The following is a 19,812-nucleotide window of genomic DNA, read 5'->3' as shown; positions in this document are numbered from 1 at the left end:
CCCAGTGTGCCCCACCGCTGGAGAGTCAGGCCTTGAGCACGCCGTTGGCGATGACGTCGAGCATGGGACGTACGTCCTCGGGGGCGAGCGAGGAGTGGTCGGCCATGGTCGCGACGCCGCCGAGGAGGCGGCATACGTCGAGGTTGTCGACACCCTCGCGCAGCACGCCGTGGTCCGCCATCTGCGCGAGAACACTCTCGTTGGCGTCGGCATAGGTCTGGCACTTGGTGCGCAGCGGGGAGTCCTGGCAGCCAAGGGAGGCCGTGATCTTGGCGGCGGCGCCCTGGTGGCGGGTCAGCAGAGCGACGTACTCCTCGAACCAGGCGAGCAGCTTCTCCCGGCACCCGCCCTCGGTCGCCATCGCCTTCTCGACCTGGCCGGCAACCTCCTCGATCCAGGTCGCCATGATCGCCTCGTGGAGCGCCTCGCGCGTGGGGAAGTGACGGTAGAGGGTGCCTGGACCGACGCCGGCCCGCCGGGCGACCTCGTCCATGGGCGCGTCCAGCCCGCGCTCCTTGAAGACCTCGTGAGCGACCTCGATCAGCCGCTCGCGGTTGCGCTGCGCGTCGGCTCTCATCCGGACCTCCTCAGTGGCTCCCGCGGGCTGCGGGCCCTCAAGTTAACAGCAGCCTTCGCCGCATCCTTCAAATGCATTGCTAACCGGAGACGCTCTCCGCTAATCTCAATCAAGCGGAGCATGTCTCCGTTTCACTGTACTCCTCCTCCGTCTCCAACAGGAGCTCTTGAATGACATCCACCGTGGCACCACCCAAGCCACCCGCGGCCGCCAAGGCCGCCGGCGCCGGGATCGCCCTGGTCCTGGTCGCCCAGCTGATGATCGTGCTCGACTCGGCCGTCGTGAACGTCGCACTCCCCCGGATCGCCGACGATCTCGCGTTCACCCCCGCGGCACTCACCTGGGTGCTCAACGGCTACTCGCTCGCCTTCGGCGGCCTGCTGCTGCTCGGCGGCCGGCTCGGCGACGTCTTCGGCAGGCGGCGTACGTTCGTGGCCGGCCTCGCCGTCTTCACCCTCTTCTCCTTGGCCGGCGGGCTCGCGCCGACCGACGACCTGCTGGTCATCGCCCGCGCGCTGCAGGGCTTCGGCGCCGCGATCGCCGCGCCTCAGGTGCTCGCGCTGCTGACCACGTCCGCGAAGGACGAGGCCGGGCGCGCCAAGGCGATCGCGCTCTTCGCGGCCGTCTCCTCCAGCGGTGCGTCGATCGGGCTCATCCTCGGCGGCATCCTCACCGACATCGCGTCGTGGCGCTGGACGCTGTTCATCAACGTACCGATCGGCCTCGTCGTGCTCGCCCTCGTCGGCCGCCTCGTCGCCGAGACCGCACCACGGCCTGGACGCTTCGACATCGTGGGCGCGGTGACCGCCACCGGTGGCGCGGCCGCGATCGTGTGGTCGCTGATCGGCGCCCCCGAGCACGGCTGGACCTCCGCGCGCACCATCGGCGGCATCGTCGTCGGCCTGCTCCTGCTGGTCGCCCTAGTGCTGACCGAGCGTCGCGTCGCCCACCCGCTGCTGCAGCTCCAGCTCTTCGACAGCCATCGCCGCGTCGCCGCCTTCATCGCCGCGGTCGGGCTGGTCGGTGCCCAGTTCGCGACGTTCTATCTCACCGTGATCTACCTGCAGGGCGCGCTGGGTCTGGGGCCACTCGCCTCCGGTCTGGCGTTCCTGCCGCTCACCCTGATGATCTTCGCGATGTCCCGGGTGGCGCCCCGGATCGCGGCCCGGATCGGGATGCCGGGGGTGCTGGTCCTCGGCGCCACGGGCCTGACCGGCTCGTTCGTGTGGCTGAGCACGCTCACCGAGACCAGCACGTACGCCGGCGCCGTCCTGGCTCCGTTCCTCCTCAACGGCGCCTTCGCCTCGCTCGTCTTCACCTCCACCACGGCCCTCGGCCTGGAGGGCGTCGACGCCGCCCACGCCGGTGCGGCCTCGGGTCTGGTGCAGACGATGCAGCAGCTCGGTGGCGCCATCGGCCTGGCCGTGATCGCCTCGGTCTACGTCGCCAACGGCACTCCCGGCGAGGTCGTCCCGGGCATGCGCGAGGCCTTCTACGCCGCGGCCGCTCTGGGCTCCATCGGGATCATCGCCTCGCTCACCGTGGTGCTCCGTCGCCCCTCCGGGAGACGTTCGTACGTTGCCGGGCGAGTGGCGGTCGAGGTCGACTGAGATCACCGCGCATGACATCGGGGACATAGGACCCAGGACACGAGTCGTTCGGCCCCTGACGCCCGAGGCAGCGGGCCTGCTATTGACAAACCATGGGGGTTTTCACTCGACTCAGGGGCACCCGGCGCATCCTCGCCGCCGGTGTCATGTCAGGCATCATGACCGTCGCGGGGCTGGCTTCGGCCGGCCCCGCGACGGCCGCCAACCCGGTCACTCCGGGCAACTTCACCGGCTTCGGATTCGACCAGTGCCAGGCGCCGTCGCAGACCGCGATGGACCGATGGTGGAAGGACTCGAACTTCACCGGCGTGGGCATCTACATCTCCGGCAGGTCGCGCGCCTGCCGCACCCAGACGCATCTCTCGGCCACCTGGGTGCGCAACCAGCAGGCGCGCGGCTGGCGACTGCTGCCGATCACGCTCGGTCCGCAGGCCTCGTGCAACCCTCGCTATCCACGCTACGGCGACGATCCGAAGATCAACCCTGACCCGACCGACGGCTACTGGGCGGCGAGGCGTCAGGCGATCAACGAGGCCAACGCGGCGGTCACCGCCGCGAAGGGCTACGGGATCGCGGCCGGCAGCACGATGTTCTACGACCTCGAGGCCTTCGACATCGCCAACCGGGTCTGCCGCGAGTCGGCGATGTGGTTCATCTCGGCGTGGAGCTACCGGATCAAGGTGCTCGGCTACCGCTCGGCGATGTACTCGAGCGCGGCGTCGGGGATCAAGGCGATCTACGACGTCCGGCGCGCGCAAACGCCCGGATTCACCTATCCATCGGACATCTGGATCGCCGACTGGGACGGCAAGGCGAACACCTCGACGACCTACATCCCGGACTCGGTGTGGAGCGACCACGACCGGGTCAAGCAGTACCGCGGCGGTCACGACGAGACCCACGGCGGCATCACGATCAACATCGACACGGACTACCTCGACGTCGGCCGCGGCTCCCACGCCCCGCCCGTGATCCGATGCGGTGGCGTACGCGTCGACTTCGACTACTACCCCGACCTCAAGCCGCGCACCAGCACCTACACACCGCCGGCTGCCTACGTGAAGGCACTCAAGTGCATGCTCAAGACGCGCGGCACCTTCAACGGCGTGATGAGCGGCTACTACGGCTCCGCACTGCGCTCCGCGGTCCACAACTGGCAGCGCAGCCACGGACTGGTGGTCCGCGACCTGTGGACCCGCGGTGCCTGGAAGACACTGTGGGCCGCCAATCGGCACCCGATCCTGAAGCGTGGCGCCGCCGGCGACCAGGTCCGCGACCTCCAGCGCGCCCTCAACTCCACCACCCGCACCGAGGAGCGGGTCAGGGTCAGCGGGGTCCTCGACTGGAACACCCATGTCGGCCTGGTCGCCTACCAGCGGCGCCTCGGGCGCACTCCCAACGGGATGGCCACGGCCGTCACCTGGTACGACCTGTCTCGGGGACGCTGAGGTGTTCCTTGGTCAAGGTATGCAGCCGAAAGCACACATCCCTCGCGGAACTCCGCGAGGGATGTGTGCGCTGACCTGCATACCTTGACGGAGGACCCGCCTCAGGCGAAGGTCTTCTCAGCCAGCGAGGTGAAGAAGCCGAGGCCGTCGGTGCCGGAGCCGGTGAGGGACTCCACGGCGTGCTCGGGGTGGGGCATCAGGCCGACGACGTTGCCGGCCTCGTTGGTGATGCCAGCGATGTCGTTGACCGAGCCGTTGGGGTTGACGTCGAGGTAGCGCGCGACGACGCGGCCCTCGCCCTCGAGCCGCTTGATGGTGTCGGCGTCGGCGACGTACTGGCCCTCGCCGTTCTTCAGCGGCACCACGATCTCCTGGTTCTGCGTGAACGCAGAGGTCCAGGCGGTCGAGGTGTTCTCGATGCGCAGCTTCTGGTCACGGCAGATGAACTTGAGGTGGTCGTTGCGCAGCAGACCACCGGGGAGCAGGTGGGACTCGACGAGCATCTGGAAGCCGTTGCAGATGCCGAGCACCGGCAGACCCTTCTGCGCACCCTCGATGACCTCGGTCATGATCGGCGCGAAGCGGGAGATGGCGCCGCAGCGCAGGTAGTCGCCGTAGGAGAAGCCGCCCGGCAGGATCACCGCGTCGACGCCCTGCAGGTCGTGGTCGCCGTGCCAGAGCGCGACAGCCTCGTTGCCGCCGACACGGACCGCCCGCTGCGCGTCGACGTCGTCGAGCGTGCCCGGGAAGGTGATGACCCCGATCTTCACTTGGCCGGCTCTTCCACGCGGACGACGAAGTTCTCGATCACCGTGTTGGCGAGGAAGGTCTCGGCGAGCTTCTCGATCTGGGCGAGCGCGTCGTCGGTGATCTCAGGGATCTCCAGCTCGAACCGCTTGCCCTGACGGACCTCGGTGACCCCGGTGAACCCGAGCCGCGGCAGGGCGCCGAGAACGGCCTTCCCCTGCGGGTCCAGAATCTCGGGCTTGGGCATGACGTCGACGACAACGCGAGGCATGGCTGCAGTGTAGGTGTGCCACACGCCGCTCACCTAAACCGATCGCTATCGGCAGCCCGGGTCTCTACTGTCGGTCCTCGTGCGCCATCTGCTGATCGACATCGCGCCGCTGCGTACGTCTCGGGCTTTCCGCAGGTTCTTCATCGGACGGGCGGTGTCCGGCCTCGGCGGGCAGATCGCGGTCGTCGCGGTGATGTTCCAGGTCTGGGAGACGACCCACAGCCCGTTCTGGTCCGGCAGCGTCGCGCTCGCCCAGCTCGTGCCGATGCTCGTCGTCGGTCTCTGGGGCGGTGCCGTCGCGGACCGGGCGGACCGACGCTCGATCCTGATGGTCACCACCCTCATCCAGATCGTGCTGGCGCTGCTGCTGACGGCTCAGGCGCTGTGGCTGGGCACCTCACCGTCCTCGCTCGCCCCTGTCCTCGTGCTGGTCGCGCTCATGGCCGCCGCCCGCTCGGTCGCCGCCCCCGCAGGCATGGGCGTGATCCCGCGACTGCTCCCCACCGACCAGGTCGCCGCCGGGCTCGCCCTCAACCGGCTGAGCTTCCAGGGGTCGATGCTCGTGGGCCCCGCGCTGGGTGGGCTGATCATCGGCTACGCCGGGCTCGAGATCGCGTACGCCGTCGACTCGCTCTCTTTCGTCGCCGGGCTCCTCGGCGTCGTCGGACTCCCCCGCCTCACCCCCGTGACCAGGACGAACGGCGGCGGAGTCCTCGAAGGACTGCGCTTCGCAGCCACCCAGCCGGTCGTCCGCGGCGTGCTCCTCGTCGATCTGGCAGCCACGGTCCTGGCGATGCCCGTGAGCCTGTTCCCGCTGATCAACGAGGAGCGGTTCGGCGGCGATCCGCGTACGCTCGGGCTGTTCCTGACGGCGATCGCGGTCGGCGGCGTCGCGGCCTCGCTCGCGTCCGGCTCCTTCACGAGGCGCAGCCGGCCCGGCCTGATCACGATCGGCGCCGCGGCCGTGTGGGGCGCCAGTCTCGGCGCCGTCGGTCTGGCCACCTCGGCCTGGCTGTGTCTCGTCCTGCTCGCGATCGCCGGCGCCGCGGACTCGGTCAGCGTGGTCACCCGCGGGACCCTGATCCAGCTCGCGGTGCCCGACGACCTGCGCGGCCGCACCGCCGCGGTCGAGATGATCGTCGGCGCCGGTGGCCCGGAGGTCGGCAACCTTCGCGGCGGCGGTGTCGCCGAGCTGACCTCGGGCTCGTTCGCCCTGGTCAGCGGGGGCATCGCCTGTCTCCTCGCCCTGGCCGCCGTCGGCGCCACCTCGCGCCCGATGCTCGCGTTTCGTACGGACCGGGACGCCGCTTAACTCGAAGATCGCAGCCACCAGGTGACTGCGATCTTCGAGCTACGGCTGCTGCCGGCGTACGGAATGTCCTACTTGAGCTCGCGCTTGAGGATCTTGCCGGTGGCGGTCATCGGCAGGGCGTCGACGATCTCGACGATGCGCGGGTACTTGTAGCCGGCCATCTGCTCCTTGGACCAGGCGACGATCTCCTCGGGGGTTGCGGAGGCGCCGGGCTTGAGCACGAGGACGGCCTTGATCTCCTCGCCGTGGGAGTCGTGCGGGACGCCGATCACGGCCGCGAGCGAGACCGCCGGGTGGGTCAGCAGGACCTCTTCGATCTCGCGCGGGTAGACGTTGAAGCCGCCGCGGATGATGAGCTCCTTGGCGCGGTCGACGATGTAGTACCAGCCGTCCTCGTCACGCTTGGCGAGGTCGCCGGAGCGGAACCAGCCGTCCTCGGTGAGCACCTCGGCGGTGGCCTCCGGGCGGTTGTAGTAGCCCTTGAAGATGGCGTGGCCCTTGATCGCGATCTCGCCGATGGTTTCGGGGGTCCACTCGACCTCGTCCCAGGACGCGGGGTCGATGAGCTTCATCTCGACGCCGGGGATCGGGACACCGATCGAGCCGGGACGAACCGGCTGGCCGTAGACCGAGAACGACGCCACCGGCGAGGTCTCGGAGAGGCCGTAGCCTTCGAGGATGGAGACGCCGAAGCGCTTCTCGAACTCCTTGTGGATCTCGACCGGGAGCGCGGAGCCACCGGCGGCGGCGAGGCGGAGGTTCTTGGCGAGGGTGGCGACGTCGGTGTCCTCGGAGAGAGCACCGAGGAGGCCCCAGTACATCGTCGGGACGCCGGCGAAGAAGGTCACGCTCTCCTTCAGCATCGTCGCCAGCGCGGCCGCGGCGTCGAAGCGCGGCAGCAGCACGACGGTGCCGCCGAAAGCGAACGCGCCGTTCTGCACGACGGACTGGCCGAACGCGTGGAAGAGCGGCAGCACGGCGAGGTAGGTGTCCGGACGGTCGGCGTCGGCGCCGAAGAGGTCGGCACCCGACATCGCGTTGTCGCGCATGTTGCGGTGGCGCAGCTCGGCGCCCTTGGGCTGCCCCGTGGTGCCGGAGGTGTAGAGGATGACCGCGGTGTCGTCCTCGTCGGTTGCCACCGTGTCGAAGGTCGGCGGCTGGGCCGCGATCCCCTGGCCGAGCGTGGTGACGCCCTCGATCGGCGACGGGGCGGTCGGGTCGGCGGTGATCAGGAAGAAGTCCTCGACCCCGGCCTCCTGCGCACCGGCGTGCGCCTCGGCGCCGATGGCCAGCTCAGGAGTGCCCTGGAACGCGAAGAGGGCCTTCGCGTCGGAGTCCTTGAGGTGGTAGGCCACCTCACGGCCCTTGAGGAGCACGTTGAGCGGTACGACGGTGGCGCCGGCCTTGAGGATGCCGAAGTAGACCATCGTGAAGTAGGGCAGGTTCGGGCTCATCAGGGCAACCCGGTCGCCTGCGCCGATGCCCTTGCTCGCCAGCAGGTTCGCGACCTGGTTCGCGGCGCCGTTGATCTGGGCGTAGCTCAGACGAGTGTCGCCCAGGACGATCGCGGTGCGCTCGGGATAGTTCGCCGCGGAGTCTTCCAGCAGCGAAGCAAGGTTGTACGTGGACACTTAACCTCCAGTGGTGTGCGTGTTACGCGTCACAACCTACCCGCGCGTAGCCCCTCAGGGAACAACGTCTCGATTTTAGTGCGACACGCGTCCCTGAAACTTTGCCGGGGCGCCTCAGAAGTGGTGGCCGGTGAGTTTCTCGTACGCCTCGACGTACTTCGCTCGCGTGCGGGCGACGATCTCCTCGGGCAGCTCCGGCGGCGGGCCGCCGGCGGCGCGGTCCCAGCCGGCCTCGGGCGAGAGCAGCCAGCGACGGATGACGTCCTTGTCGAAGCTCGGGATCGCGGAGCCGGGGTGCCACTGGCTCGCGTCCCAGTAGCGGGACGAGTCCGGCGTGAGCACCTCGTCGGCGAGCACGATCGTGCGGATGCCCAGGTCGTCCTGGCGTACGCCGAACTCGAACTTCGTGTCGGCCAGGATGAGGCCGCGGCCGCGGGCGATCTCGTCGGCGCGCTGGTAGACCGCCAGGGTGAGCCGGCGCACCGCGGCGGCGTCGTCCTCACCGATCAGCTTCGAGACGTACTCGTAGGTGACGTTCTCGTCGTGGTCGCCGAGCTCGGCCTTGGTCGCCGGGGTGAAGATCGGCGGGGTCAGCCGGGAGCCGTCGACCAGGCCCGCAGGCAGGCGGATGCCGCAGACCTCACCGGTGGTCTCGTACTCGCGCAGACCCGAACCGGTCAGGTAGCCACGCGCGACGCACTCGACGGGCAGCATGTGGAGCTTCTGGGCGACCACCGCACGGCCGGCCACCGACTCCGGCACGTCGGTGGAGAGGACGTGGGTCGGCACCAGGTCCTCGAACTGCTCGAACCACCACAGCGAGAGCTTGGTGAGAATCTCGCCCTTGTCCGGGATGACCGTGTCGAAGACGTGGTCGAAGGCCGAGATGCGGTCGCTGGCGACCATCAGGAGCTGGCCCGTGTACCGCCCCTCCTCGAGCTCGTAGAGGTCGCGCACCTTGCCGGAGTGGAGGTGCTTCGCGCCCGGGATCGCCGGCGCCGGCGGGATGTTGAGTTCAGCCACGGGACCAGCCTAAGAGATGGGCGGACTTCGCCCACTGTGGCATCGTTCGAGCCATGGCCGAGACAGCTGAACAGATCTACGCCCGGGTCCAGGCCGCTGGGGAGCTGCCCGCGCCGAGCGTGACCGAGTGGGACGTCTTCCCGTGGGTCGTACGCGACGGGGAGATCTCCCCCAAGCCGCTCGCTCCCCCGGCTCCCGAGGAGCCGCGCCACGGCGAGGGCGGGGTGGACTGCGACCTGTGCGGCTCCGCGCTGCCGGGGGTGATCTGGCAGGACGAGAGCTGGCGGGTCAAGCACCTGGAGCAGTCCGGGCTGCCGCTGGTGCTGGTCCTCGAGCCGCTCGAGCACTACGACCTGCCCGATCTCGACGAGCACCAGGCGGCCGAGTTCGGGGTCCTCACGGTGCGGATCGCCCGGATCGTGGAGAGCCTGCCGAACATCGCCCGCTGTCACGCGATGCGCATCGGCGACGGCGCCGAGCACCTGCACATGTGGTTCCTGGCCCGCCCGAAGGACCTGCCCTCCGTACGCGGCAGCTTCTCTCCCGACTGGGACGACATCCTGCCGCCCGGACCCGAGGACGTCTGGCGCGCCGACCTCGCCGAGGTCGCCCGCAAGCTCGCCACCCACGGCGGCGAGGCCCTCGCCTGAAACCTCGTCTGAAACCTCGCCTGATGGGTCAGTCGTTGCTGCGCCAGCGCAGCACCCCGGCCGCCGCGGAGAGCATCGCGACGACGGCGCCGTAGCCGTAGGTCGTGGCCGTGAGACCGATCTGCGGCGTCAGCACCCCGGCGACGACCGCCGGGACACCGAAGGCCAGGTAGGACACGATGAAGATCACCGAGAAGACCTCGGCCCGCTCATGCGCAGGCAGGAGCGGCATGATCGTGCGCAGGATGCCGAAGAAGGCCGTGCCGAAGCCGGTGCCCGCGACGACCACCGCGACGAGGTAGGCCGCCGCCGAGCCGGTCGCGAGCGCGAGCAGGCTGAGCACCGTGCCGCCGGCCAGCGCGGCCGTGCCGTAGAGCGTCGTCGCCCGGGCCGAGCGGTTCCGGAAGGCGTACGACGCCAGCGCCCCCGCACCCGCGAGGGCCGCGATGACCAGCCCCTGCAGGACGTGGCTGGTGGCGCCCAGCTCGGTGCGTACGATCGAGGCGCCGAGGGAGAGGAACAGCCCGCCGGTGGCCCAGCCGGCGAAGATCGCCGGGGCGCTGCGGGCGAGCAGGGCCCGGATAGCCGGCGGCACGGCGATCCGCGGCCGCAGCGAGGCGATCAGGCCTTCGTGGCGAGGCGCGGTCTCCGGGACGAGCCATACGCCCACCGCGAACAGGAGCGCCAGCAGGACGAGGGCGTCGAAAACGAGGAGTCGCGCGTCACCGGTCGCCTGCATGGCCACCCCGGCGACGACGGCGCCGACCGCCAGGCCGGCCATCGGCGCGACGGCATTGGCCACCGCCGCGGAGCCGGGCCGCGAAGGCCGTTCGAAGTCGGCCACGGCGGCCGACAGCGTCGAGAGCAACAGTCCGCTCGCGACGCCCTGCAGGATCCGCGCCTCGAAGAGGGCGGCGGCGGCGTCGGCGCCCCGAAAGAGGGCGAAGCTGGCCGCCAGCAGGAGGAACCCGACGGTCACCAGCGGGCGGCGGCCGACGTGGTCGGAGACCGAGCCGAACACGAGCAGGGTGGCCAGCAGGGCGACGGCGTAGACCGCGAAGACCGCCGTCATCACCCAGGGCTGGAGCCCGAGGCCCGCCTGGAGGTCGGGATAGAAGGGCGAGGGAGCACTGGCTCCCGCCATCATCAGCACGACCGCCCCGAGCGCCACTCCCGCGCCGAGTCGCCGCCCGGCAACTGCGTCCGCCGTCGTCCCGCTCACTGCTTCTGCCGACATCACCACTCCATCTATTGTTCGAACTGTTTCGAACTATTTAGGAGCGTACGTGCCGTTCCGCTGATTGTGCAACTATTATCGAACCATGAGTTCTTCCCCGGACCTCCCGCATCCCGAGCGGTCGGAGATCTCGCTGACGACCGTGCTCTTCGCGCTCAGTGATCCCGAGCGCCTGGCGATCGCGCGCCAACTGGTCGACGGTCCCCTCGACATGGCGGAGTGTCACCTGAGCAACCCGGACGTGCCGAAGTCGACCAAGTCGCACCTGATGAAGGTGCTGCGTACGGCCGGCGTGGTGCGCAACGAGGCCAACGGCCGCGCCCGGCGCCTCTCGCTGCGGCGCGACGATCTGGACGCGCGCTTCCCGGGGCTGCTCGACGCCGTGCTCTCCGCCGAGGACGACGGACCGAATTCCTAGGACCCTAGCCGCGGCGCCAGGGGGCCGGGCGGCCGTGCAGGAACCACTCCATGTTGCGGGTGATCCACGGCAGTCCGAAGTAGGTCATGAACGGCACCGTCACGACCATCACGGAGAGCACCTTCAGCGGCAGCGCCCAGTCGGTGGTGAGCGGCCCGATCAGCCAGTTGGCGAGCAGGCTGACCGGATAGAACATCAGGAAGATCGTGATCGTCTGCTTCCACCGCGCCGGCGCGGTCGCGACCCCGGAGACCTGCTCGACGTCGTAGGTGCTCGGCGGGTCGAACCACCCCTCGATGCCGGTACGCCGCTCGATCGTGGTCTCCTCGACGAACGGCTCGCCCGCACCCAGCCACCAGGCGCGCTGACGACTGGTGTCCCAGCTCCCCAGGGTCTCGTGGGAGTCGAAGCGGTAGAGCAGGTGCCACTGGTCGGACTCCGGCGAAGGCCGCACCCAGCCCGCGCCGAGGAAGCCGGGGAACTCGCTGGCCAGCCGGATGCCGGCCTGCATCCACGCGACCATCTCGTCGCGACGCTCCACGGAGACTCGTCGGGCGATGGTCACGGTTACCGGATCGGACATGCCGTCATCGTCGCAGGCAGATCCGCCACTTTCCGATCCGTCGCGTGGGTTTGCGGCCTTTCTGTGGCGAAGATCAAACCGATCCGGCTCCGGAGACGTCAGACGGCGACGTCGGAGACCCCGGGGATGCTGACGCCGCCGCGGCGTACCAGGGCCTGCTCGCCTCGCTGGACGACCTTGTAGAAGCGCTCGCTCCGCCCGCGCAGCAGCGGTGTCGGCCCGAGCAGCGAGAGCCGGCCGTGAGCCAGGCGGCTCGTGGTGCGTACGGCGCGCCATCTCGTCTCGTGGGCGGGCGACCACGGGATGCCGTAGCGCTCCCGGACGAGCGGCGGGAGGCTCCCCTGGACGACGGTCCGGAGCGTCTCGGAGGTCAGCGACCCACCCGGAAGGTGGTATCCGGCGGTGCCGGCGATGTGGCGCCCGACCAGGCGGGCCTCCTCGACCAGGTGCGGCTCGTCCGACGCGAGCCAGGAATCGAAACGACGGCGGAAGTCGGGATAGGACGCCGGCGCGGCCGAGGCGGGCATGCCGAAGAGGCCGGCCCAGGTCACGAAGTCGTCGAAGAGCTCTTCACGCTCGGCCGGACGGAGCGGGCGAACCAGGGCGTCGTACATGAACTCGGTCGAGTCCAGCGCGAACGCCGCCGTCCACCACATCAGCCCGGGGTCTGCTGCGGAGTAGGGCGAGCCCGCGGGATGGGCGGGGCCGCCGTCGACCGCCATCGCTCCTTCGACGGGTACGTGCCGCTTCGCCGTGAACGCGAGCGCCCGGTCGGCCTCCTCCTTGCTGCCGAGGAAGACCGTTTCCATCAGCCGAGCGGTCAGCGCGAGCCGGGTATAGGGCGTCGTCCGGTGGGCCGTGTGCTGGGCGGTGCCGATGAAGAGCCGCGGGTGCAGCCCACCGAGCATCAGCGCCCGCTGACCCCAGGTCAGCCCGACGGCCCGCTGGCGCATCGCGCGGACCACCATCGAGTCTGCGGCGAAGTACCCGGGCATACCGACAGTCTGCCACCGTCCGGGTCCGACGACCGGTGGTTCAGGCGGGCTCGAGCGCCGGAACGACGTACTCCCTGGTCAGCGGCGCGAACTCCGCACCCTCGGTGATCTCGGCCAGGCTCGCCCAGCGCAGCTCCGCGATCTCGGCGGCGGCATCCGGCGTCACCTCGCCGGCCCAGGTGAAGACGGTCGAGCGGACCAGATGGCCCGGCTCGTTGGCGGCGTCCGCCTCGAACTCGCCGAGCAGCATGAGGTCCTCGACCCCGAGCCGTACGCCGAGCTCCTCCGCCACCTCGCGGACGGCCGCCTCCGCGGCCGACTCCCCCGGCTCCAGCTTCCCGCCTGGAAGCATGAACTTCGCGGTGCCGCTCTTGCGGACGGTCAGCATCCGCCCGTCGCGGTCGCGGAAGACAACCGCCGCGACGGTGATGACCAGGCTCATGCCGGCAAGGATGTCATCGCCTCACGACGCGGTCGAACTCCGCGGCACCGACCCACCTCAGGCTCTTCAGGACCGCGGCGAACTCGTCCGCGTCCAGGGTGGTCGACTCGATGAGGATGCTCGGGGCCGCGCCGGCGCCGCTCGACTCACCGATCGGCGGCGTCACCGCGAAGACGAACCCCTCCTCCGGCACGGCGCCGGACAGCGCCTCCACACCCGCGATACGGGTCTCACCGGTGAAACGGGTGCAGTACTTGTCGTTTCCGCGCGGGTCCCCGCCGGTGCTGGTCACATAGACCTCGCCGCCGGGGCCGGTCCAGCGCTCGGCCCCTTCGTGGTCCACGCCCGTCCAACCGGGGGCGTCGACGATCAGCTGCTTGCCCTGGGCCACCTGCGGGACGGAGACGGTCGTGGGCTCGTACGCCGGGCACGGATCTTCCACCTCCATCTCGGGCTCGGCCGGACCGAGGGAGGGGGTCCCGCCCGCCAAGGTCTCGCCCGACGTGGGGGCCTGGCTCGACTCGTCAGCGGCGGGCGGGCCGGCCGCCGGCACAGCGGTGATCTCCGGCGGCTGGGTGGCAGCCCAGACACCGACAGCGATGACGGCAACCGCCGCGGCTGCGGCGGCGGGCACCAGCCAGCCTCGATGGCGCCTGCGGGTGGTGGTCTCGTCGGACATGATCTCCTCCAGGAGCAGTTGTCGCTCCCGAGGAGGCACCGCGCTGCGAACCCGGTCTGCATCGACGGGGTTGTGGCGCCGCAGTCTCTCGATCGGGTCGGTCATCGGCCCTCCTCGGTCGCGAAGTCGTGGGGTACACCCCGCACATGTCCGGCCGACGAAGCAGCGTCACCCGGTGCAGCGTCGCCCAGGGCCTCGGCGAAGCGCGACCGCGCCCGCGCGAGCCGCATCCGCGCGGTCCCCGCCGCGATCCCCAGAACGGCCGCCGCCTCGCTGGGGCTCAGGTCGTCCCAGGCGATCAGGGTGAGCAGCTCCCGGTCGGCCTCCGACAGGAGCGCCAGGGCGCGGCGTACGCGATCCTGCTCGGCCACCACGTCGGCCGGGTCGGGGGCGTCCGAACCCGCCAGGAGCGTACGAAGCCGCTCCCCCAGCCGCGCCCGGCGCCGAGTCGAGCGGTGCTGGTTGAGGAGTACGTTGCGGGCGATCCCGAACAGCCATGGCCGGAAGTCACCGGCCGGGGCGTCCTCGAGCCGCCGCCACGCGACCAGGAAGGTCTCGCTGACCACGTCCGCGGCGTCGGCCGGCTGGTCGACGCGGCGCAGCGCGTAGCCGAGGACGGCCTGGAAGTTGGCGTCGTAGAGCGCCCGGAAACGCACGGCGGACGGTTCGGCGAGACGGCTCACGCCCCACCATGTCCGGCTCGTCACCGGGCGTCACACATGAGCTCTAGAGAATCTCGCCAGGAGCGTAGGCGGCGGCCTCGGGGTAGCGGGCGGTGACGGCCTCCACGCGGCGTACGACTTCCTGCACCTGCGCGACGGCGGCACCGGTGAACTCGATCGGCTCGGCGACCAGCGACTGGATCTGGTCCTCGGTCAGACCGAGACGGGAGTCGGCGCCGAGCTTGGCGAAGACGTCGTTCTCGGCCTGCCCCTTGCGCATCGACAGCGCGGTGCCGACGGCGGCCTCCTTGATCGCCTCGTGCGCCTCCTCGCGCCCGACCCCGTTGCGGACGGCGGCCATCAGCACCTTGGTGGTCGCCAGGAACGGCAGGTAGCGGTCGAGCTCGCGCTGGATCACGGCCGGGAAGGCACCGAACTCGTCGAGCACCGTCAGGAAGGTCTGGAAGAGGCCGTCGGCGGCGAAGAACGCGTCCGGGAGCGCGACGCGGCGCACGACGGAGTCGGAGACGTCGCCCTCGTTCCACTGGTCGCCGGCCAGCTCGGAGATCATCGAGAGGTAGCCGCGCAGCACGACCGAGAGGCCGTTGACCCGCTCGGTGGAGCGCGAGTTCATCTTGTGCGGCATCGCCGAGGAGCCGACCTGGCCCTCCTTGAAGCCCTCGGTGACCAGCTCGTTGCCGGCCATCAGCCGGATCGTGGTCGACAGGTTGGAGGGGCCGGAGACCAGCTGGACCAGCGCCGAGACCGCGTCGAAGTCGAGGGAGCGCGGGTAGACCTGGCCGACCGAGGTGAAGACGTTGTCGAAGCCGAGGTGGGCGGCCACCCGCTCCTCCAGCGCGGCGAGCTTCGAGGCATCGCCGTCGAGCAGGTCGAGCATGTCCTGAGCCGTGCCCATCGGGCCCTTGATCCCGCGCAGCGGGTAGCGGGCGATGAGCTCCTCGACGCGCTGGAGACCGACGAGCATCTCGTCGGCGACGGTCGCGAACCGCTTGCCGAGCGTCGTCGCCTGGGCAGCGACATTGTGCGACCGACCGGCCATGACGGTGGTCTCGTGCTCGCTGGCCAGCCTGCCCAGCCGCGCCAGCGTCGCGACGGCACGGTCGCGGATCAGCTTCAGCGAAGAGAGCACCTGGAGCTGCTCGACGTTCTCGGTCAGGTCCCGCGACGTCATGCCCTTGTGGATGTGCTCGTGACCGGCCAGCGCGGCGAACTCCTCGATCCGCGCCTTCACGTCGTGACGCGTCACCCGCTCACGGGCCGCGATCGAGTCGAGGTCGACACCGGCCTCGCCCTGGGCGACGACCTTCTCGTACGCCTCCACGACGCCGCCGGGGACCTCGATGCCGAGATCCTTCTGGGCCTTGAGCACCGCGATCCAGAGCTGTCGCTCGAGCACGATCTTGTGCTCGGGGCTCCAGATCCCGGCGAGGTCGGCGGCCGCGTAGCGGTTGGCGAGAACGTTGGGCACGACAGTCACGGCGAACATTCTCCCATGTTCGATGCTCACCCCACTAACGTGGCGGTATGGCTCTGCAGATCCTCGCCAGGCGGCCCGACCCGGCGATCTACACCCTCCCCTGGTCTCAGGCCCTGGAGGACTGGCCGGACGATGTCGTGGTGCCGCTGACGCGTGGTCTGAGCCGCCATGTCGTGCGCATCGTGCGCGTGCGCAACCACCTCTACGCCGTCAAGGAGACCCAGGCCGACATCGCGCGACGCGAGTACGACATGCTGCGTGAGCTGCAGCGCCTCGGGCTGCCGACGGTGGTCGCCAAGAGCGTCGTCACCGGTCGCACGGACCACGACGGCAACGAGCTCGGCGCCGCGCTGATGACCGAGCACCTCACCTACTCGCTCCCCTACCGCGCACTGTTCGAGCGGGGCATGGCCGCCGACCGGCTCCCCAGCCTGATCGATGCCCTCGTGGTCCTGCTCGTCCGCCTCCACCTGGCCGGCTTCTACTGGGGCGACGTGTCCCTGTCGAACGTCCTCTTCGTCCGCGACGCGGCCGGGTTCGCCGCCTACCTGGTCGACGCCGAGACCGGGGAGCTGAAGGCCGAGCTCTCCGACCGGCTGCGCGAGTACGACATCGAGGTCGCCTGTCAGAACATCTTCGGCGAGCTGCTCGACCTGCAGGCGAGCGAGGCGCTGCCGGAGGCCTTCCCGATCGACGCGATCGTCGAGCGGCTGCAGAGCCGCTACGACGCTCTTTGGCGCGAGCTCACCGAGGAGCAGGTCTTCTCGGCCGAGGAGATGTGGCACATCGAGCAGCGCATCGAGCGCCTCCACGACCTCGGCTTCGACGTCGAGGAGCTCGACATCACCACCAGCGAGGACGGCGACACCGTGGCCCTCCGCCCGCGGGTGGTCGAGCTCGGCCACCACCGTCGCGAGCTGCGTACGCTGACCGGGCTGGACGTCCAGGACGCCCAGGCGAGGCGGATCCTCAACGACATCTCCGCCTTCCGTGCCACCCGCGAGCTCGGCGACCTGCCGATCGAGGTCGCCGCGGGCCGCTGGCTGCGCGAGGTCTACGAGCCCATCGTCGCGATGCGCCCGCCCGACGCCACCGCCAAGCTCACCCCGGCGCAGATGTTCCACGAGATCCTCGAGCATCGCTGGGTGCTCTCCCAGTTCGCGGGCGAGTGGGTCAAGCTCATCAACGCCGCCGAGTCCTACTACGAGGACGTCCTCCACAGCCGCCCCGACGAAGCGGTCACTCCGCCGACGCCGGAGTGAGCGATGGGTTGTGAAGCTGAGAGTGACCTATGGACCACGCTCAGCTTCACAACCCGGTCGCGGCATAAGGTGGCTCTGTGAAGATCCTCGTCGTCGGCACCGGTGGTCGTGAGCACGCGCTCGCTCTGAAGCTCTCCCAGGAGGGGAACGAGGTGTACGCCGCACCAGGGAACCCCGGGATCGCGCAGTTCGCCACGCTCCGGGAGGTCGACATCATGTCCGGCCCCGCGATCGCCTCGCTGGCGGTCGACCTGGGCGTGGACCTGGTCGTCGTCGGGCCCGAGGCGCCGCTGGTGGCCGGGGTCGCCGACGCCGTCCGCGACAGCGGGATCGCCGTCTTCGGGCCGTCGCAGGCGGCCGCGCAGCTCGAGGGATCGAAGGCGTTCTCCAAGGACGTGATGTCGGTCGCCGGCGTCCCGACCGCGGGCTCGCGGGTCGCGACCACCCCCGAGGAGGCGGCCGCGGCGCTGGACGAGTTCGGCGCTCCGTACGTCGTGAAGGACGACGCTCTGGCCGCCGGCAAGGGCGTGGTGGTGACGCGTGATCGTGACGAGGCGCTGGCGCACGCAGCCGCCTGCGAGCGGGTCGTCATCGAGGAGTTCCTCGACGGCCCCGAGGTCTCGCTGTTCGCGATCTGCGACGGCTCCCGCGCCTACGCCCTGCAGCCGGCGCAGGACTTCAAGCGGATCTTCGACGGCGGCAAGGGCGGCAACACCGGTGGGATGGGTGCCTACTCCCCGCTCCCGTGGGCGCAGCCGGACCTTGCGGCGGTCGTGCTCGAGACGGTCGTCGAGCCGACTCTCGCGGAGATGACCGAGCGCGGCGCGCCGTTCGTCGGGTGCCTCTACGTCGGGCTGTCGCTGACCGCCAAGGGCCCGAAGGTGATCGAGTTCAACTGCCGCTTCGGCGACCCCGACGTGCAGCCGGTTCTGGCTCTTCTGGAGTCCTCCCTCGGCGACCTGCTCCTGGCGGCCGCGACGGGTGCGCTGGACACCGTCCCCGAGCCGACCTTCTCCGACGGCGCCTCGGTGACCGTCGTGCTGGCCTCGGCCGGTTACCCGGAGTCCTCCTCGAAGGGCGACGTCATCACCGGTGCCGGCAACGCCAACTCGATCAACGACGTGGACGTGATCCACGCCGGCACGGCGATCGTGGACGCCTCCACGGCCAAGGAGCCCGACCACCGTCACCTGGTCACCGCGGGCGGCCGCGTGCTGGCGGTCCGTGCCAAGGGCTACGACATCGACGACGCGCGCTCGCGGGCGTACGCCGCCGCCGACCTGATCACCTTCGACGGCCTCCAGCGACGCTCCGACATCGCGGCCGAGCCGCTCGGAGTGGTCGAGGGCGCCTCGCTGCTTTGAGCCCGGGCGTAGTCTCCCGAGCATGACCTGGGTCGTGTTCGGCGTGGCTGTCGCCGTCGTTCTCGGTCTCATGATCGCCGCCTGCAACAAGGCGCTGCGCTCCTCGCGACGCGGCGTATCGTCCGGGATCGGGGATGGGCTCGGCAGCTTCATCGACGTCTTCGACCCCGGGAACGCGCGCGCCGCGCGCGACCTGAAGGAGCAGGACAACGTCGGTCATGTCGTCCCCTCACCCGACGGCGACGACCCACCCCACGGGGTGGACCTGAAGGCCGGACGGGTCACGATCCGCCGCTCGGTGAGCTGAGCGCTCAGGCCGCGGCAGGGACGCCCAGCGCCATCAGGTCCCGGGCCATCTTCTCCGGTTCGTCGCGGAGTTCGCGAGAGGTGCATCTGACGATGATGCGATCGGTCGCCGCGAGTGCACGTTGCCTCGCCAGATCGTCCTCCCAGTGTTCGGCCTCCATGTGGAAACCGCCGTCCACCTCCAGGACGAGGGTTCGTCCGTCCGGGAGCCGCCACTCGCAGTCGGTGTAGCGGATGCGGCCGTCGGCATCGCGGCGCTTCACCTGACGCATCGGATTCGCCAGGCCGAAGGCACGGCACATGCGGCGGACGTCCATCTCCGCCAGCGACTGAGCGCCTCCCTCGATGTCCTCGATCGCCCGCCTCAGCGTGGCCGTGCGTCTGAGCGGTGCCAGCCGATCCAGCCACTCGAGCAGATTCTCTGGGCTGGTCAGCTGTTGCTGAACAGCTGCTGCCAGTACGCCCTGAGCCGTCCGCTCCGATCGATCGGCCGCCGCGAAGAGAAGGATCGCCGGCTCGATGCGACACCGCGGTGGAGACCCCACCGCTCGCAAGGGCCGGCGGACGCGAACGAACCGAACATCCGGGAGCGGGCTCGGCCGGCCACGTCGGTAGGGCACAAGGACGGTGATCTCGTCCCGGCGCCAGTTCTTCAGTCCGGCGAGCGTCGCCGCGGTCAGACCGCCGGCCATCGCGCCGTCGCCGGCGTGCAGGACCGCGTGCCAGATCCTCTGCTCGTCGCTGAGCTCGCCCGTGGTCGTCGCGATCACGGTCGGCGACAGCAGCTGCCATCGTTCCGAGGCGATCCGATGAGCGACACTCCATCGCGCCATGCCCGCCTCGGCCAGCTGCCCACGCGTGATCAGTCCACCCTGCGCATCGGCGGCGCCTCGCCAGTCTCCAGCTTCGCTCCCCATGCCCGCCACCCCAGACCACCCGCCCGTGCAGGGCAACGCCAAAAAGTGGAGGCTGTGGATAACCAAGAGTTGTGAAGCTGAGAGCGGCCTATAGGCCACTCTCAGACCCGCCGACATCTTGGAGACCTCGCCCATCGTGCCGCCGCTCGTCGAGCTCGGCCGGGCGCTGGGTTGGTCGCC

21 protein-coding genes are annotated in these 19,812 nt (G+C 70.1%); 8 read left to right on the top strand and 13 right to left on the bottom strand.

The annotated features are described in order from the left end of the window. Positions 1 to 25: 25 nt before the first annotated feature. Complete coding sequence (locus tag ABZZ22_RS17190) at positions 26 to 577, bottom strand: TetR/AcrR family transcriptional regulator (protein WP_354933471.1); 552 nt, start codon at positions 575 to 577, stop codon at positions 26 to 28. A gap of 170 nt (positions 578 to 747) precedes the next feature. Between ABZZ22_RS17190 and ABZZ22_RS17185 the strand changes: the two genes are divergently transcribed. Beyond that, complete coding sequence (locus ABZZ22_RS17185) at positions 748 to 2,187, top strand: MFS transporter (protein WP_354933469.1); 1,440 nt, start codon at positions 748 to 750, stop codon at positions 2,185 to 2,187. A 92-nt stretch (positions 2,188 to 2,279) separates the two neighbouring features. Beyond that, a complete protein-coding gene (locus ABZZ22_RS17180) occupies positions 2,280 to 3,635 on the top strand; it encodes a glycoside hydrolase domain-containing protein (protein WP_354933467.1) in 1,356 nt (451 codons plus the stop codon). Positions 3,636 to 3,736: 101 nt separating this feature from the next. Here the strand turns inward: ABZZ22_RS17180 and purQ are convergent, their stop codons facing one another. Then, positions 3,737 to 4,405, bottom strand: a complete 669-nt coding sequence (purQ, locus tag ABZZ22_RS17175; RefSeq protein WP_354933465.1) for a phosphoribosylformylglycinamidine synthase subunit PurQ — start codon at positions 4,403 to 4,405, stop codon at positions 3,737 to 3,739. Next, positions 4,402 to 4,653, bottom strand: a complete 252-nt coding sequence (purS, locus tag ABZZ22_RS17170) for a phosphoribosylformylglycinamidine synthase subunit PurS (RefSeq protein ID WP_183547970.1) — start codon at positions 4,651 to 4,653, stop codon at positions 4,402 to 4,404. Before purS ends, purQ begins: the two co-directional genes overlap by 4 nt. 79 nt (positions 4,654 to 4,732) lie before the next feature. Between purS and ABZZ22_RS17165 the strand changes: the two genes are divergently transcribed. Then, positions 4,733 to 5,965, top strand: a complete 1,233-nt coding sequence (locus tag ABZZ22_RS17165) for an MFS transporter (RefSeq protein ID WP_354933463.1) — start codon at positions 4,733 to 4,735, stop codon at positions 5,963 to 5,965. A gap of 68 nt (positions 5,966 to 6,033) precedes the next feature. On the opposite strand, the gene ABZZ22_RS17160 is transcribed toward ABZZ22_RS17165, so the two are convergent. Continuing rightward, the gene (locus ABZZ22_RS17160; RefSeq protein WP_354933461.1) at positions 6,034 to 7,596 is read right to left on the bottom strand and encodes a long-chain fatty acid--CoA ligase; all 1,563 of its coding nucleotides are present in this window, start codon (positions 7,594 to 7,596) and stop codon (positions 6,034 to 6,036) included. A gap of 114 nt (positions 7,597 to 7,710) precedes the next feature. Further along, a complete protein-coding gene (locus tag ABZZ22_RS17155) occupies positions 7,711 to 8,619 on the bottom strand; it encodes a phosphoribosylaminoimidazolesuccinocarboxamide synthase (RefSeq protein ID WP_354933459.1) in 909 nt (302 codons plus the stop codon). Positions 8,620 to 8,672: 53 nt separating this feature from the next. On the opposite strand from ABZZ22_RS17155, the gene ABZZ22_RS17150 reads away from it, so the two are divergent. Next, the gene (locus tag ABZZ22_RS17150; protein WP_354933457.1) at positions 8,673 to 9,269 is read left to right on the top strand and encodes a hypothetical protein; all 597 of its coding nucleotides are present in this window, start codon (positions 8,673 to 8,675) and stop codon (positions 9,267 to 9,269) included. A 28-nt stretch (positions 9,270 to 9,297) separates the two neighbouring features. Here ABZZ22_RS17150 and ABZZ22_RS17145 read toward each other — a convergent pair whose 3' ends face one another. Next, entirely contained in the window at positions 9,298 to 10,506 is a 1,209-nt protein-coding gene (locus ABZZ22_RS17145; RefSeq protein ID WP_354933455.1) for an MFS transporter, read from the bottom strand. Between the two features lie 85 nt (positions 10,507 to 10,591). On the opposite strand from ABZZ22_RS17145, the gene ABZZ22_RS17140 reads away from it, so the two are divergent. Beyond that, complete coding sequence (locus ABZZ22_RS17140) at positions 10,592 to 10,924, top strand: transcriptional regulator (RefSeq protein ID WP_354933453.1); 333 nt, start codon at positions 10,592 to 10,594, stop codon at positions 10,922 to 10,924. Between the two features lie 4 nt (positions 10,925 to 10,928). Here ABZZ22_RS17140 and ABZZ22_RS17135 read toward each other — a convergent pair whose 3' ends face one another. The 6 genes from ABZZ22_RS17135 to purB form a co-directional block, all read right to left on the bottom strand. Continuing rightward, the gene (locus ABZZ22_RS17135; protein ID WP_354933451.1) at positions 10,929 to 11,507 is read right to left on the bottom strand and encodes an antibiotic biosynthesis monooxygenase; all 579 of its coding nucleotides are present in this window, start codon (positions 11,505 to 11,507) and stop codon (positions 10,929 to 10,931) included. Positions 11,508 to 11,605: 98 nt separating this feature from the next. After that, positions 11,606 to 12,502 carry an oxygenase MpaB family protein gene (locus ABZZ22_RS17130; RefSeq protein ID WP_354933449.1) on the bottom strand — a complete coding sequence of 299 codons (897 nt, stop codon included), beginning with the start codon at positions 12,500 to 12,502 and terminating at the stop codon, positions 11,606 to 11,608. A gap of 40 nt (positions 12,503 to 12,542) precedes the next feature. Next, a complete protein-coding gene (locus ABZZ22_RS17125) occupies positions 12,543 to 12,944 on the bottom strand; it encodes an NUDIX domain-containing protein (RefSeq protein WP_354933447.1) in 402 nt (133 codons plus the stop codon). Between the two features lie 13 nt (positions 12,945 to 12,957). Then, positions 12,958 to 13,728: a hypothetical protein gene (locus tag ABZZ22_RS17120; RefSeq protein ID WP_354933445.1), complete on the bottom strand. Its 771-nt coding sequence runs from the start codon at positions 13,726 to 13,728 to the stop codon at positions 12,958 to 12,960. Further along, on the bottom strand, positions 13,725 to 14,306 hold the full coding sequence (locus ABZZ22_RS17115) for a sigma-70 family RNA polymerase sigma factor (RefSeq protein ID WP_354933443.1): 582 nt from the start codon (positions 14,304 to 14,306) through the stop codon (positions 13,725 to 13,727). Before ABZZ22_RS17115 ends, ABZZ22_RS17120 begins: the two co-directional genes overlap by 4 nt. Positions 14,307 to 14,349: 43 nt before the next feature. Continuing rightward, the gene (gene purB, locus ABZZ22_RS17110; protein ID WP_354933441.1) at positions 14,350 to 15,783 is read right to left on the bottom strand and encodes an adenylosuccinate lyase; all 1,434 of its coding nucleotides are present in this window, start codon (positions 15,781 to 15,783) and stop codon (positions 14,350 to 14,352) included. Positions 15,784 to 15,830: 47 nt separating this feature from the next. Here purB and ABZZ22_RS17105 point away from each other — a divergent pair, with 47 nt between their 5' ends. The 3 genes from ABZZ22_RS17105 to ABZZ22_RS17095 all read left to right on the top strand — a co-directional run bounded on the left by ABZZ22_RS17105 (position 15,831) and on the right by ABZZ22_RS17095 (position 18,716). Further along, on the top strand, positions 15,831 to 17,045 hold the full coding sequence (locus ABZZ22_RS17105) for a DUF4032 domain-containing protein (protein ID WP_354933439.1): 1,215 nt from the start codon (positions 15,831 to 15,833) through the stop codon (positions 17,043 to 17,045). A gap of 77 nt (positions 17,046 to 17,122) precedes the next feature. Next, positions 17,123 to 18,409, top strand: coding sequence for a phosphoribosylamine--glycine ligase (purD, locus tag ABZZ22_RS17100; protein ID WP_354933437.1), 1,287 nt, complete (start codon positions 17,123 to 17,125; stop codon positions 18,407 to 18,409). Between the two features lie 22 nt (positions 18,410 to 18,431). Beyond that, entirely contained in the window at positions 18,432 to 18,716 is a 285-nt protein-coding gene (locus tag ABZZ22_RS17095) for a hypothetical protein (protein ID WP_354933435.1), read from the top strand. Positions 18,717 to 18,720: 4 nt separating this feature from the next. Here the strand turns inward: ABZZ22_RS17095 and ABZZ22_RS17090 are convergent, their stop codons facing one another. Beyond that, positions 18,721 to 19,632, bottom strand: coding sequence for a hypothetical protein (locus ABZZ22_RS17090; RefSeq protein ID WP_354933433.1), 912 nt, complete (start codon positions 19,630 to 19,632; stop codon positions 18,721 to 18,723). Positions 19,633 to 19,812: the final 180 nt, after the last annotated feature.

Origin of the sequence: Nocardioides sp. NPDC006273 (genome assembly GCF_040613495.1) — a bacterium.
Lineage (GTDB): Bacteria > Actinomycetota > Actinomycetes > Propionibacteriales > Nocardioidaceae > Nocardioides.
Note: the sequence above shows the minus strand (reverse complement) of the source record. Positions and strands in the feature narration are given on the sequence as shown.

Excerpts from the sequence above, each read along its gene's own strand:
- ABZZ22_RS17150 (WP_354933457.1), top strand. The coding sequence starts at position 8,673 with ATGGCCGAGACAGCTGAACAGATCTACGCCCGGGTCCAGGCCGCTGGG.
- ABZZ22_RS17120 (WP_354933445.1), bottom strand. The coding sequence starts at position 13,728 with ATGACCGACCCGATCGAGAGACTGCGGCGCCACAACCCCGTCGATGCA.
- ABZZ22_RS17130 (WP_354933449.1), bottom strand. The coding sequence starts at position 12,502 with ATGCCCGGGTACTTCGCCGCAGACTCGATGGTGGTCCGCGCGATGCGC.
- ABZZ22_RS17090 (WP_354933433.1), bottom strand. The coding sequence starts at position 19,632 with ATGGGGAGCGAAGCTGGAGACTGGCGAGGCGCCGCCGATGCGCAGGGT.
- ABZZ22_RS17125 (WP_354933447.1), bottom strand. The coding sequence starts at position 12,944 with ATGAGCCTGGTCATCACCGTCGCGGCGGTTGTCTTCCGCGACCGCGAC.
- ABZZ22_RS17180 (WP_354933467.1), top strand. The coding sequence starts at position 2,280 with ATGGGGGTTTTCACTCGACTCAGGGGCACCCGGCGCATCCTCGCCGCC.
- ABZZ22_RS17105 (WP_354933439.1), top strand. The coding sequence starts at position 15,831 with ATGGCTCTGCAGATCCTCGCCAGGCGGCCCGACCCGGCGATCTACACC.
- ABZZ22_RS17140 (WP_354933453.1), top strand. The coding sequence starts at position 10,592 with ATGAGTTCTTCCCCGGACCTCCCGCATCCCGAGCGGTCGGAGATCTCG.
- ABZZ22_RS17145 (WP_354933455.1), bottom strand. The coding sequence starts at position 10,506 with ATGTCGGCAGAAGCAGTGAGCGGGACGACGGCGGACGCAGTTGCCGGG.
- ABZZ22_RS17185 (WP_354933469.1), top strand. The coding sequence starts at position 748 with ATGACATCCACCGTGGCACCACCCAAGCCACCCGCGGCCGCCAAGGCC.
- ABZZ22_RS17135 (WP_354933451.1), bottom strand. The coding sequence starts at position 11,507 with ATGTCCGATCCGGTAACCGTGACCATCGCCCGACGAGTCTCCGTGGAG.
- purS (WP_183547970.1), bottom strand. The coding sequence starts at position 4,653 with ATGCCTCGCGTTGTCGTCGACGTCATGCCCAAGCCCGAGATTCTGGAC.
- ABZZ22_RS17095 (WP_354933435.1), top strand. The coding sequence starts at position 18,432 with ATGACCTGGGTCGTGTTCGGCGTGGCTGTCGCCGTCGTTCTCGGTCTC.
- ABZZ22_RS17190 (WP_354933471.1), bottom strand. The coding sequence starts at position 577 with ATGAGAGCCGACGCGCAGCGCAACCGCGAGCGGCTGATCGAGGTCGCT.